General features: G+C 66.1%; 13 protein-coding genes. 9 read left to right on the forward strand and 4 right to left on the reverse strand.

What is annotated here, in order from left to right; genetic code table 11:
* Positions 1-101 precede the first annotated feature (101 nt).
* On the forward strand, positions 102-1154 hold the full coding sequence (locus tag BMX07_RS06480; RefSeq protein ID WP_090615580.1) for a S66 family peptidase: 1053 nt from the start codon (positions 102-104) through the stop codon (positions 1152-1154).
* A gap of 25 nt (positions 1155-1179) precedes the next feature.
* On the opposite strand, the gene BMX07_RS06485 is transcribed toward BMX07_RS06480, so the two are convergent.
* Positions 1180-1626, reverse strand: coding sequence for an acyl-CoA thioesterase (locus tag BMX07_RS06485; RefSeq protein ID WP_090615583.1), 447 nt, complete (start codon positions 1624-1626; stop codon positions 1180-1182).
* 167 nt (positions 1627-1793) lie between these two features.
* Between BMX07_RS06485 and BMX07_RS06490 the strand changes: the two genes are divergently transcribed.
* From BMX07_RS06490 to purM, 3 genes are all read left to right on the forward strand, one after another.
* On the forward strand, positions 1794-3563 hold the full coding sequence (locus tag BMX07_RS06490) for a TraB/GumN family protein (RefSeq protein ID WP_090615586.1): 1770 nt from the start codon (positions 1794-1796) through the stop codon (positions 3561-3563).
* A complete protein-coding gene (locus BMX07_RS06495; RefSeq protein WP_090615588.1) occupies positions 3563-4195 on the forward strand; it encodes a zinc metalloprotease in 633 nt (210 codons plus the stop codon). The genes BMX07_RS06490 and BMX07_RS06495 overlap by 1 nt, the downstream gene beginning before the upstream one ends.
* Positions 4196-4318: 123 nt before the next feature.
* A complete protein-coding gene (gene purM / locus BMX07_RS06500; RefSeq protein ID WP_090615591.1) occupies positions 4319-5311 on the forward strand; it encodes a phosphoribosylformylglycinamidine cyclo-ligase in 993 nt (330 codons plus the stop codon).
* A gap of 94 nt (positions 5312-5405) precedes the next feature.
* On the opposite strand, the gene BMX07_RS06505 is transcribed toward purM, so the two are convergent.
* The gene (locus BMX07_RS06505; protein WP_090615594.1) at positions 5406-5945 is read right to left on the reverse strand and encodes a macro domain-containing protein; all 540 of its coding nucleotides are present in this window, start codon (positions 5943-5945) and stop codon (positions 5406-5408) included.
* 67 nt (positions 5946-6012) lie between these two features.
* A complete protein-coding gene (locus BMX07_RS06510) occupies positions 6013-6336 on the reverse strand; it encodes a hypothetical protein (protein ID WP_090615598.1) in 324 nt (107 codons plus the stop codon).
* 256 nt (positions 6337-6592) lie between these two features.
* Here BMX07_RS06510 and BMX07_RS24285 point away from each other — a divergent pair, with 256 nt between their 5' ends.
* Positions 6593-6760, forward strand: a complete 168-nt coding sequence (locus BMX07_RS24285) for a hypothetical protein (protein ID WP_175480069.1) — start codon at positions 6593-6595, stop codon at positions 6758-6760.
* A 133-nt stretch (positions 6761-6893) separates the two neighbouring features.
* On the opposite strand, the gene dpsA is transcribed toward BMX07_RS24285, so the two are convergent.
* Positions 6894-7439 carry a DNA starvation/stationary phase protection protein DpsA gene (gene dpsA, locus BMX07_RS06515; RefSeq protein WP_090615601.1) on the reverse strand — a complete coding sequence of 182 codons (546 nt, stop codon included), beginning with the start codon at positions 7437-7439 and terminating at the stop codon, positions 6894-6896.
* Between the two features lie 206 nt (positions 7440-7645).
* On the opposite strand from dpsA, the gene BMX07_RS06520 reads away from it, so the two are divergent.
* The 4 genes from BMX07_RS06520 to BMX07_RS06535 all read left to right on the forward strand — a co-directional run bounded on the left by BMX07_RS06520 (position 7646) and on the right by BMX07_RS06535 (position 12072).
* Positions 7646-9115, forward strand: a complete 1470-nt coding sequence (locus BMX07_RS06520; RefSeq protein WP_090615603.1) for an aldehyde dehydrogenase family protein — start codon at positions 7646-7648, stop codon at positions 9113-9115.
* A gap of 208 nt (positions 9116-9323) precedes the next feature.
* Positions 9324-10280: a carbohydrate kinase family protein gene (locus tag BMX07_RS06525; protein ID WP_090615607.1), complete on the forward strand. Its 957-nt coding sequence runs from the start codon at positions 9324-9326 to the stop codon at positions 10278-10280.
* Positions 10281-10383: 103 nt separating this feature from the next.
* The gene (locus tag BMX07_RS06530) at positions 10384-11553 is read left to right on the forward strand and encodes a YhjD/YihY/BrkB family envelope integrity protein (RefSeq protein WP_090615609.1); all 1170 of its coding nucleotides are present in this window, start codon (positions 10384-10386) and stop codon (positions 11551-11553) included.
* Between the two features lie 96 nt (positions 11554-11649).
* Complete coding sequence (locus tag BMX07_RS06535) at positions 11650-12072, forward strand: DUF7988 family protein (protein ID WP_090615613.1); 423 nt, start codon at positions 11650-11652, stop codon at positions 12070-12072.
* The last annotated feature ends 103 nt before the right edge of the window (positions 12073-12175 follow it).

A 12175-nucleotide genomic window follows, 5' to 3' on the forward strand; every position in this document is an offset into this window, starting at 1 on the left:
CGAGTAAGTGGGAATTGACTTTCGGTGGCTACTATACGCGCCTCGATCTCGGGTTCCGGCTCGACACGGTTTTTATTTACTAGGAATGTGAGGTGATATACATGTCCGCTTTCGTCACGCCGCCACCGCTCGAGCGCGGCGACGAGGTCGCGATCATCGCACCGTCTTCGAACGCTGCACCGGAGTTTCCACACGTGTACGAACTCGGACTCGAGCGCCTTCGGGAGGTGTTCGATCTGGAACCCGTCGAATACCCGACTGCATCGAAGGACGACGAGTACCTCTCCGCACACCCCGAAGCACGGGCTCGAGACGTGATGGACGCGTTCGAGAATCCCGACGTCGGTGGCGTCATCGCCGTCATCGGTGGTAACGATCAGATTCGCGTTCTCGACCATCTCGATCCGGACGTGCTCCGAGCGAACCCGACGCGATTCTACGGCTACAGCGACAATACCAACCTCGCGATGTACCTGTGGAATCTGGGGATCGGTTCCTACTACGGGCCGTGCATTCTCACAGAACTCGCGATGGACGGGCACCTGTTCGATCACACCGTCGAGTACGCCGAACGCGCGTTCTTCGCGGAGTCGTTCGGCGAGATCGAACCGGCCGCGGAGTTCACGGACGAGCCGGGCGACTGGGCTGATCCCGACTCGCTCGAGGAACCCCGTCAGACCGAACCCAATCCGGGATGGCGGTGGGCCGGCGGCGACGACCCCGTGGCGGGACGCGTCTGGGGCGGCTGCCTCGAGATTCTCGAGCAGCAGTTTCTCGCGGATCAGTTTCTCCCCGCGCAGAGCGATCTCGAGGGGACGATCCTCGCACTGGAAACGTCGGAGGAAGTTCCCGAGCCGACCTGGGTTGCCCGCGTTCTCGAGGGGCTTGGCAACCGTGGGGTGCTCGAGCGATTCGACGGCGTCCTCGTCGGACGGCCGGCGGCACGGTCACACCACGAGGAGCGGTCGCCGGAAGCGCGTGAGACGTACCGGGACCGCCAGCGCGATGCGATCTCGACCGCGTTCGAGCGATACAACCCGGAGGCACCGCTCGTTTTCGACGTCGATTTCGGACACACGTGGCCGACGACGCCGATCCCGATCGGTGGCCACGCCGAAATAGATCCGCGTACCGAGACCATCCAGTTCCAGTGATCCGGCGGACGTCTCCCGTGCCGGCTTACCTGCCGCCGTTTTCTTCCTCGAGCGCCGCCGCTCGAAGCTGCTCGCCCTCCTCGGTGCCGACGGTCAGTTCGGGCACCGACGTCGGGGTGTTCTCCTCGTCGATCGCGACGTAGACGAAGTACGACTCGGTGGTCCGTTCGCGCTCACGGGTACGGAGATCCTCCCGCTCGGTGACCAGGCGGACCTTCACGCTCGAGGTCCCGGCGTCGTAGACGTAGGCGGTGATGTAGGCCGTGTCGCCGACGGGGATCGGCCGCTCGAAGTTCATCTGATTGACCCGTGCGGTGACGCACATCTCGCCCGAGAAGCGCATCGCGCTCATCGCCCCGACCTCGTCCATCCACTTCATGACGTTCCCGCCGTGGGCGACGTCGAGGGTGTTGGCGTGGTTCGGCTGGACCATCTCTCGATTCTCGACGACCGTGTCCATGAGGTCCGTCATCGGCCGTCGTTTCGCCACGACGGCAATCAGTCTTGCTTTCACTGCGTCGGTCCGGCGCTCGAGCGGGCGACGTATCAGCGAGTTGCTTATAAGGTAACAACCAGTGGATATTTTCTCCGCCTTCGCGGTCCGATACTGGTAAAAGTCGCCGCCGAGTTGAGCCAGTAATGAGCGATGCAGGCGAGGCCGACGTGCCGGAGCCACCAGCCCCTCCCGATCGCGAGCGTGGCTCCGTCGAGGTCCTCGGGACGGCACACGTCTCGCAAGCGAGTGTCGACGAAGTTCGCGAAACGATCGAACGAGAGGAGCCCGATGTCGTCGCCGTCGAACTCGACGAAGGGCGCTACCGCCAGATGCAAGGCGGGACGCCGGACGACATCGAAGCGGAGGACCTCCTCTCGGGTAACACCGTCTTCCAGTTCCTGGCTTACTGGATGCTCTCGTACGTCCAGTCGCGGCTGGGCGATCAGTTCGACATCGAGCCCGGTGCCGACATGCGGGCCGCGATCGAGGCCGCCGAAGCGAACGGCAGCGGCGTCGCCCTGGTCGACCGCGACATCCAGGTGACGATCCAGCGGTTCTGGAGCCGACTCTCGCTTACCGAGAAGCTGAAGATGATCGGCGGACTCGCGCTCGGGATCACCGATCCCCGAACGCTCGGGCTCGCCTTCGGTGCCGTCGGCGGCGCGTTTTTCGGCCTCATCGTCGCCACGTTTCTCGCCCCCCTGCTCGGATTTAGCGACCTCTTCACGGTCGGCATCACCGACCCCGCAGTTCTCCAGTACGCCGGCGGCAGTGCGATCGGCGCGATCGGCGGTGCGTTCGTCGGACTCCTCTTCCTTCCGTCGCTCGAGTCCGCCAGCCGGTACACGGGCGGCTATCTCTCCGGATTCTCCCTCCGCGTGCTCGCCGGGATCGGCCTCGGGATCGCCGGCTGCCTCGCGCTGGTCGCGACAGGGACGTTCGTCGGTCCGTTCTCGGCGTCGGGCATCGAGAACACCGGCGTCTACGCGATCCGCGGGACGACCGGGGTCCTGGCCGGCCTCGGGATCGGCGTCAGTATCGGGGCCATCCTTGGGCTCGTCCTCGATACGGTCGGCAGTGACGTCGACGAGATCGACGAGATCGACATCGAGCAGATGACCGATGGCGACGTCGTCGCCGCGATGATGGAGGAGTTCCGCCAGTTCAGTCCCAGCGGTGCGAACGCGCTGATCGACGAACGCGACGCCTACATCGCGTCGAACCTCCACGAACTCCGCGAACAGGGGTACGACGTCCTCGCCGTCGTCGGCGCCGGACACAAAGCCGGGATCGAACGTCACCTGCTGAATCCCCATGAGATACCCACGATCGAGTCGTTGTCCGGGACCGCCTCGAGCCGTCGGTTCTCGCCGCTGAAGATCCTCGGCTACCTGATCACGGTTGGCTTTCTGGCCTTCTTCTTCCTGCTCGTTATGGCGGGTGTCAGGAACGTGTTCCTCCTGAAACTGTTCGGCGCCTGGTTCCTCTTCAACGGGATCTTCGCGTTCACGCTGGCGCGGCTGGCAGGCGCGCACTGGTCCAGCGCGGGGATCGGTGGCGCGGTCGCCTGGCTGACGAGCATCAATCCGCTGCTCGCACCGGGCTGGTTCGCCGGCTACGTCGAGCTGAAACACCGCCCGGTCAACGTGCGGGACATTCAGACCCTCAACGAGATCGTCGACGACACCGAGCGACCGATCGGCGAGGCCGTCGAAGCGATGTTCGACGTGCCGCTGTTCCGACTCATCATGATCGTCGCGCTGACGAACATCGGCAGTATGATCGCCACGGGGCTGTTCCCGTTCGTCGTGTTACAGTGGTTGGCACCCGAAATCGGCGGCATCGACGCGCTCATGGGCCAGCTGCTACAGGGTGCTCAGAACAGCCTCGAGTTGCTCCGGGGGCTGCTCTGATGAGCCACCGAACCCGACGGAACACCGAGCCCGAACTGCGGTTCAGCGACACGGAGCTTCGCGACCTCGCCGTGGCGTGGACTGCGCTGAGCGTCGCGTTCGCGTTGCTGCTCGCACCGATTCACCGGGGCGGCGTCGGCGTCGGCTACTTCGCGACGATGGTCGGCCTGAGTTTCGTGACCGTCGGCGTCGCGTTCCTCCTGCACGAGCTCGCACACAAAGTCGTCGCGATCGAACACGGCCAGATCGCCGAGTTTCGAGCCGACTACCAGATGCTCTTCCTGGCGATCATGGGCGCGCTGGTCGGCTTCCTCTTTGCCGCGCCCGGTGCCGTCTACCACCGCGGTCGGGTGACAAAGCGGGAAAACGGACTCATCGCGCTCGCCGGACCAGTCACGAACCTCCTGCTCGCCCTGCTCTTTCTCCCGTTGATGATCCTCCCCGGGATCTTCGGAACGATCGGTCAGATGGGCATCTGGATCAACCTCTTCCTGGCCGCGTTCAACATGATTCCCTTCGGCCCGCTGGACGGGAAATCCGTCCTCGAGTGGAACAAGCGGGTCTTCGCGCTCGTCTTCGTTCCGACCGTCCTGCTCGCCGCGTTCGTTATCTTCCGGGTCGGAATGTTCTGACCGCCCGCTCATCCGACCAGACAGATGGGGCTGGTCCGTCGCCGGCGGCGAACCGTCGCACGGCTCACTGACTCCCTCGAGCGGACCGGTGACCTTTTGCTCGCGCCGAGAGGTCGTTCGAGTATGACCGACACGGACGACGAAGGCGAGCGGGACGGACTTACCTACGCCGACACCGGCGTCGACATCGAGGCCAGCGAGGACGCGACCGCGGCGCTGCTCGAGGCCTTCGGCAGCGATCTGCGAACCGAGTACGCCGGGCTACTCGACATCGGCGACCGGTATCTGGCGCTGGCGACCGACGGGGTCGGCACCAAGCTGTTGGTCGCCGAGGCGATCGAGGACTTCTCGACGATCGGCATCGACTGCATCGCGATGAACGTCAACGACCTCGTCGCGGCCGGGGTCGAGCCGGTCGCGTTCGTGGACTACCTCGCGATCGACGAGCCCGACGAGGGCCTCACGAACGAGATCGGCGAGGGACTGGCGGTCGGCCTCGAGCGGGCGGATCTGACGATGCTCGGCGGCGAGACGGCGGTCATGCCCGAGGTTGTGCGGGGCTTCGACCTCGCGGGCACCTGCGTGGGTCTCGCGGGGAAAGACGAGATCTTCGAGGGCGAGGCGGCGGTCGGCGACGCGCTCGTCGGGTTCCCGTCGAACGGGATCCACTCGAACGGACTGACCCTCGCTCGGGAGGCCGCCACGCGCGAGCACGAGTACGCGGACGAGTTTCCGCCGAACCCCGAACGAACGATCGGCGAGGAACTCCTGCGACCGACCCGGATCTACACGGCCCTGCTCGAGCCGATGCGCGCCCACGGGGTCCGCGCGGCGGCCCACGTCACGGGCGGTGGCTGGACGAACCTGCTTCGGATGGGCGAGCGCAAGTACGTTATCGAGGACCCGCTGCCGGCTCAGCCGGTCTTCGAGTTCGTTCAGCGGGAAGGAAACGTGACGGACGAGGAGATGCACCGGACGTTCAACATGGGGACCGGCTTCGTCGTCGCGCTTCCGACAGACGCGGCCGAAGCGCTCGTCGCGGAAACCGACGGGCGAGTTATCGGACACGTCGAGGACGGCGACACCGTCGAGATTCGCGGGCTCTCACTGGCCTAGGAACGTCTCCGATGGCCGTCATCGGAGCGGGAGTGGCGAATCGAAACGGGCGGCGGACTCGAGCGGACGTCTCACCGACCGGTATCGCCGCGGCTCACCGATCCGGCTCGCGTTCGTCGCTCGTCTCCGACCGCTCGGCCGTACCGATCGCCGCCCGAATCGTGTCGTACTCCTCGTCGCTGTAGGCGATGAAGACCACGTCCTCGAGCGCGTCGGATTCGTAGCTCGTGATCTCCTCGTCGATGATCGTGGCCCCGTCGGCGAGGTCGAATCCGGCGACGCCACAGCCGAGCGCCGGCATCACGAGCGAGCGACAGCCGAGTTCGTCGGCTTTCTCGAGCGCGTTGCGGGTAGCGTTTCGAACGCTTTCGGCGGTCGCCCGTCCGTCGCCGTCGTGGGGCATCGCCGCGGCGTGGATGACGTACTCGGCGTCCAGGTCGTAGGCGTCGGTGACCGCGACGGCACCGAGGTCGACCGGTCCCATCTCCATGGCTGCCTCGTTGATCGCCTCGCCCGCGCCGCGGCGGAGCGCGCCGGCGACGCCGGATCCCATTCGGAGGCTGGTCCCCGCCGCGTTGACGAGCACATCGGCGGACTGGGCGGCGATATCGCCTTGGATGACGTCGTACTCCATGTGCGACGGTTCCGGAGCGAACCTATTGAACGTGATCGTGGCGATCCGGCGGGCCTCGGCGAACGGCTCAGACCGCCCGCGTCCAGTCGTCGCGTTCCGGTCGCGTCACGAGGTCGGCCTTCGCGACCCCGTAAAACTTCTCGCGGCCGACCGGCGTTCGGAGCCGCAGGACGCAGGTCTCGTCGGTCACGTCGAAGGCGGTCACCGAACGGGCGGACCGCCGATGGACGAACCGGAATCGCTGATTCGCGTCCGCTTCGACGGTAATGCGGTTACCGAGCGACCAGCTCAGGGATTCGACGCGTCCGGTATCGACGCCGACCAGGTGCGCGACCAGCGCTCGACCGCGCCGACCCAGTGAACCCTGTGACCAGTTCTCGTGAGAACTCATATGATGATTGTTTCACTGCGTCCCGAAAAATGATACTATCTATCCGTGCCGTTCAGCATGCCACGACAGCGTCGCCGTCCGTGCGATCGGGGCGAACGGCGTCGTCGCAGCGCCGGACGGTTCGAGTCGCCGCGGGCGACGGATTCGACGGGGAACGCGACAGTCGGCCGGCTCGACGACCGCACACCGGCCGCCGTTCCCGCGGTCTTAGGCCGACCAAAACCTTTTTAGAATTAGGCTCACCTAACTCTACTCGATGGACGTACCCGCGCGAAGGGAGGATCCCGAACTCGACGAGGAACTCGAGGAGCCGGCAGCGGTCGTGACGAGTCACGAAACCCGCCCCGGAAAGATCGTCTTTACCGAACGAGACAACAACGACGGCTGGATCGCGACGGATCTGGCTGTCGATCTCGAACCCTGAACTCGTCGCCACTCGAGCATCCAGGCCCGTCGCCAGTATCGACTGCGGACGGCGTCCCGTCGTTCTACTCGGCACAAAAATTGGTTTTGCGGTCCGATCGTCGCCGACGCGCTCGGTCGCGCTGTTCGAACGTTCAGTGCGTCGCTTCCTCGAGCACCAGCGTGTCGTCCTCGAGGTAGTGTTCGAAGTGGTGGCCGTCTTCCTCGAGGTCGACGAGGATCTCGCGCAGGATTTCGGCGGTGGCGTGGTCGCCCAGGTTCTCGGCGAGTTCGATGCTGTCGCGCATCGACTCGATGATGTCGCCGTACATCTCGAGGTCGTTTTCGAACATGGTGCGCACGTCGTAGACGTCCTCGCCCTCGAACTCGACGGTCGCGCGCTCCTCCTGGTTCGACGGGCCCGAGACGGGAACGCCGCCCAGCGCCTGCGCGCGCTCGGCGATGACGTCCGCGCCCTCCTCGACGTGTTCGTAGGCCTCCTCGAGGAACTCGTGGAGCGGCAGGAACTCGGCACCCTCGACGACCCAGTGGTGCTTCTTCAGCTGGTGGTAGAGGACGTACGAGTTGGCCAGCTCCGTGTTCAACGCGTCGACGATCTGCTCGGCTTTGTCTTGCTCGAGGCGAAGCGCGTTCTCCTCGACGCTGTCTGCCGATTGACGGACGGTCTTTTGGGTACTCATCCTGTTCCAGGATACGACCGCATCCCACTTAAAGCTTCCCCATGAGTAAACATTTCTTTGGGATACCTAAAAATTGCTTTCGTCATCCGCGTGTTCTGTTTGGATCGAAACCGGGATGAACCTATTGCCGAACGACACCGTCACTGTGTCCGTTGTTTTTTCGAGGCTGAGTAAACATTTTCAGTGAGGGGGTCTAAGGGACAATTATGGCAACGAGAGTCGCACAACGACGGGAGCGGATATACGTCGACGGCGAGTGGCTCGAGACCGAGGACGTACTGACGGTCTCGGATCTCGCCGAGGGCGGGACCTTCGCACAGGTCGCAGCCGCGAGCCCGGAGGAGGCCAGAACCGCACTGCGCGCCGCCCACGAGATCAAGCCGGCGCTCCGCGAGACGACGGTCGTCGAGCGCGCGCAGTGGTGTGAAACCATCGCGGCGGAACTCCGCGAGCGCGAGGAGGAACTCGCGGAAGTCATCGTCCGCGAGGCCGGGAAGCCGATCTCCTCGGCTCGCGGCGAGGTCGGACAGGCGGCCGAGCGCTTCGACCGGGCGGCCGAGGAAGCGCGCAACATCGTCAGCAAAGGCGAGTACCGGGAAGGCTCGACCGAGGGCCACGAGGGTTGGCAAGCGATCGTCAAGCACGAACCGATCGGTGCCGTCCTCTGTATCACGCCGTACAACTACCCCCTGGCGACGACGGCCCTGCAGGTTGCACCCGCGATCGCCGCCGGCAACAGCGTGCTGCTCAAGCCCGCGAGCAAGACGCCCGTTTCCGCAGCGATCCTCGCCGACGTCATCGCCGACGTCGACGGGATTCCGGACGGTGCGTTCAACTTCGTCCCCGGTGACGCCAGCAAGATCGGCGACCTCCTCTCCGGCGACGACAGGATCAACGCGATCGCCATGACCGGCTCCTCGGGGGCGGGGAAACACGTCGCCCGCGAGAGCGGCATGGTCAACCTCCACATGGAACTGGGCGGAAACGCACCCGCGATCGTCTTCGACGACGCGGACCTCACCGACGTCGCGGGCAACTGCGCGAAGGGCTCGTTCAAGTACGCCGGCCAGCGCTGTTCGGCCATTTCGCGCGTGCTCGCCCACGAGTCGGTCCACGACGAGCTCGTCGACACGATCGACGGCCAGATGGACGCCTGGCAGGCCGGCGACCTCTTCGACGAGAACACCGCGTTCGGGCCGCTCATCAGCGAAGCCCAGGCCGACTGGGTCGAGGAACTCGTCGACGATGCCGTCGAGAAGGGCGCTGAGATCGTCCGCGGGGGCGAGCGACGGGCACCCGAGGGCGTCCCGGACGAACTCGCCGACCAGTTCTTCGAACCGACGCTGCTCGCGAACGTGCCCCACGACGCTCGCATCGTCGACGAAGAGCAGTTCGGGCCGATCGCGGCCGTCACCACCTTCGAGGACGAGGCGGAGGCCCTCGAGATCGCGAACGGCTCCGACCTCGCGCTCGACGCGGCGGTCTTCACGAGCGACTACAAGCGCGCGATGCGGATGGCCGAGCGCATCGACGCCGGTGCGGTCCGGATCAACGGCGCGCCGAGTCACGGCCTCGGCGACGTTCCGTTCGGCGGCAACAAGGACTCGGGGATCGGCCGCGAGGGTCTCGACGCCTCGATCCACGAGATGATGCGCAAGAAGAGCATCATCCTCTGAACGGCGCGACTGCCTCGAGCGCCGACGGTTTTTGGCCGTCGAACCGTGTCGGCACTCACCCCTGCTCGCAGTTTCGACGACCGGCTTCCACACCCGCGAGCAGTCGGTTTCGCAAACGAGGGGGCCGCCCGTCCGGGGACCGAATACGGCGGCCGTACTCGACCGCGCTGTCGATAGACCTACCGTCGTCGGCGTTCGATCTTCGAACATGTCCCACGACGTGCTCGTCGCCGGCGAAACGCTGATCGACTGCATTCCCGAGCGGCCGGGTCCGCTCGAGGACGTGGCTGGCTTCGAACGCCGGCCTGGCGGTGCGCCGGCGAACGTCGCCGTCGCGCTCGCCCGCCTCGAGCGGCCGCCGCTGTTCTGGACCCGCGTCGGGGCGGACCCGTTCGGACGGTTCCTCGAGCGCACGCTCGCGGACCACGGCCTCTCCGGTCGATTCGTCGAACGCGACGGCGATGCGAAGACCTCGCTCGCGTTCGTCACCCACGACGAGACCGGCGACCGCGAGTTCACCTTCTACCGCGACGGGACCGCCGACACGCGCCTCGAGCCCGGTCGGATCGACGACGAAACGCTGGCCGATCGCGAGTGGGTCCACGCCGGGGGCGTGACGCTGGCCGGTGGCTCGTCGCGGGCGGCGACACTGGATCTACTCGAGCGGGCTGCGGCCGCGGAGTGTACGGTCTCGTTCGATCCGAACTTCCGGCCGGAGCTGTGGCCGGACACCGAGACGTTCGCGAGCGTGGGCCGAGACGCGCTCGCAGACGTCGACGTCTGTATCGCGACGGTCGAAGAGCTCGAGTTGCTCGGATTCGCGGGCGAGACGCCGACGGCGATCGCTCGAGCGGCCGTCGACGGGAGTTCGGTTCACACCGTCTTCGTCACGCTGGGTAGCGAGGGGGCCGTCGCCGTCGCGGGCGACGACGCACCGCGGGCCGGCGACGCGGTCGAGCATCCCGGGTTCGCGGTCGAGACCGTCGATACGACGGGTGCCGGCGACGCGTTCGTCGCCGGAACGATCGCCGCGCTGGGCGACGGGCGAGAACTCGCGGACGCCGTCGCGTTCGCGAACGCGGTCGCGGCGACGGCGACCACGGCACCCGGAGCGATGACGGCGCTGCCGACTCGCGACGAGGTCGCCCCGCTGCTCGACGCGTAGCGGTCGGGAGACGAGCGGCGACCCTGTGGACCGAGAACGCGGCGACACGCGCCACGTGGTTGCAAGCCGGGCCGCTATCCGGGTTTGTGACGGACGGTACGGTATGAGTCGCACCGTTCGCGGCGCGGTCCCCTTCGCGAAGGCGGTCGTGACGGGGATTCAGGAGAAGAACGTGACGTTCATGGCGGCCAGTATCGCGTATCAGGCGTTCATCTCGTTGATCCCGCTGCTCGTGCTCGTCTTCTTCCTCGTCTCGTTCGTCGGGAACGAGGGGCTCGCCACGCAGGTGTCGTCGGCGACCGAAGGGTTTCTCCCCGACAGCGGGCAGCTCATCCTCGAGGACGGGATCGAAGGCTCGACCGGGAGCGCGGGAACGTCGATCATCGGGCTCCTCGTCCTCCTGTGGGGGTCCTTGAAGATATTCCGAGGGCTGGACACCGCGTTCTCGGAGATCTACACGTCGACCGAGGACAACTCGCTGGTCGACCAGTTGCGAGACGGGATCGTCGTCTTCGGGACGATCGGGGTCGCGCTCGTGGCAGCGGGGGCGACCAGCATCGTCTTCGCGTTCTTCCCGAACAGCCTCTTCATCGGGCTGTTGAACCCGATACTGCTCGTCGTCGGGCTGACGGTCGCCTTCCTGCCGATGTACTACTTCTTCCCCGACACCGACGTCTCCGTCCGCGAGGTCGTGCCCGGCGTCGTCGTCGCTGCGGTCGGGTGGGCGGTCCTCCAGTCGCTCTTCCAGGTCTACGTCGCCCTCTCGAGCAGTTCGGACGCCGCCGGCCCGGTCGGCGCTATCCTTCTTCTGTTGACCTGGCTGTACTTCGGCGGGCTGATACTGCTCGTCGGTGCGGTCGTCAACGCCACGCACTCGGGGCACATCGATCTCAAACCCGAACCGACGGCCGAGGAGGAGTCGTCCGAGGGGCGTCCACGGGATTCGGAACGGGACTCCGTCGTCGATTCGGGCCAGCGCGAACGCGATCGCCTGGCGGCGCGACTCACGGAACTGCAGCGAGAACGGGACCAGTTGCGAAACGATCGGGCGGCTCAGCGGACCCGCCGATATCGGCTCGAGGATCGGGTCGACGACCTGGAAGCGCGAGTAGCGGATCTCGAAGCGGAAAACGACGAACTCGGGGACGAAAACGAGCGGCTCCGTCGCGAGCTCGCGGCCCGGCAGGGATCGTCGTGGCGACGGCGGCTCCGCGGCGTCTCGGCGCGAATTCGAACGCTGAACGTCGGCGTCGTCGAGAACCGAAACGACTAGGTCGATCGGTCTCGCCGTCGCCCGGTGGTCGTGTCTCGCCGACAGCCTCCGATCCGAGTCGGGACTTCTTTGTGAGTTCCCGTTCGACCGGAAACCGTGTCCCATCCAGTCCGGGCCGCTCGGCGTCGAATTCAGCAGGAACATCTGTCGGTCGTCGAAGGGATCGACGCCTGCGCCGACGCGATCGCCGACCCCTGGGATACCTCGCGAACCACCGATCGTGAGGCGGTCGTGAACGGCCTTCGCGGGACGCTCACGGAAAGCGGGATTCTGGAGGCGCTCCCCGGCGTACTCGCCGACGCCGTCGACGCGACAGGCTGTGAGTTGCCAGCCCGTCCCGTCGCGGAACCACCCTACGTCGTCGTGACGAGCCGCGGTCCCGTTCTCCGGGCGACGATCGAGCCGGGGCGACTCGTGATCCGGTTCGACGCGTTCGAGATCGTCCGCGATCCCGATCCCGGTCGACCGCCGACCTACCGCCGACTCGACGGAATCGGGCTCGAGGTATCCCTCGAGTGAGCGCGACCGATCGCGCGCCCGCTGTCGGGCTCGACTCGCCGCCGGCTTCGACGACGCCGCTAATAACTCGGCTCGCTATATCGCCAGTTGTTACTAACATTCC

It is taken from the genome of Natrinema salaciae, assembly GCF_900110865.1.
GTDB classification, from domain to species: domain Archaea; phylum Halobacteriota; class Halobacteria; order Halobacteriales; family Natrialbaceae; genus Natrinema; species Natrinema salaciae.

Excerpts from the sequence above, each read along its gene's own strand:
- purM (WP_090615591.1), top strand. The coding sequence starts at position 4,319 with ATGACCGACACGGACGACGAAGGCGAGCGGGACGGACTTACCTACGCC.
- BMX07_RS06495 (WP_090615588.1), top strand. The coding sequence starts at position 3,563 with ATGAGCCACCGAACCCGACGGAACACCGAGCCCGAACTGCGGTTCAGC.
- BMX07_RS06485 (WP_090615583.1), bottom strand. The coding sequence starts at position 1,626 with ATGACGGACCTCATGGACACGGTCGTCGAGAATCGAGAGATGGTCCAG.
- BMX07_RS06520 (WP_090615603.1), top strand. The coding sequence starts at position 7,646 with ATGGCAACGAGAGTCGCACAACGACGGGAGCGGATATACGTCGACGGC.
- dpsA (WP_090615601.1), bottom strand. The coding sequence starts at position 7,439 with ATGAGTACCCAAAAGACCGTCCGTCAATCGGCAGACAGCGTCGAGGAG.
- BMX07_RS06525 (WP_090615607.1), top strand. The coding sequence starts at position 9,324 with ATGTCCCACGACGTGCTCGTCGCCGGCGAAACGCTGATCGACTGCATT.
- BMX07_RS06490 (WP_090615586.1), top strand. The coding sequence starts at position 1,794 with ATGAGCGATGCAGGCGAGGCCGACGTGCCGGAGCCACCAGCCCCTCCC.
- BMX07_RS06480 (WP_090615580.1), top strand. The coding sequence starts at position 102 with ATGTCCGCTTTCGTCACGCCGCCACCGCTCGAGCGCGGCGACGAGGTC.
- BMX07_RS06510 (WP_090615598.1), bottom strand. The coding sequence starts at position 6,336 with ATGAGTTCTCACGAGAACTGGTCACAGGGTTCACTGGGTCGGCGCGGT.
- BMX07_RS06505 (WP_090615594.1), bottom strand. The coding sequence starts at position 5,945 with ATGGAGTACGACGTCATCCAAGGCGATATCGCCGCCCAGTCCGCCGAT.
- BMX07_RS06530 (WP_090615609.1), top strand. The coding sequence starts at position 10,384 with ATGAGTCGCACCGTTCGCGGCGCGGTCCCCTTCGCGAAGGCGGTCGTG.
- BMX07_RS24285 (WP_175480069.1), top strand. The coding sequence starts at position 6,593 with ATGGACGTACCCGCGCGAAGGGAGGATCCCGAACTCGACGAGGAACTC.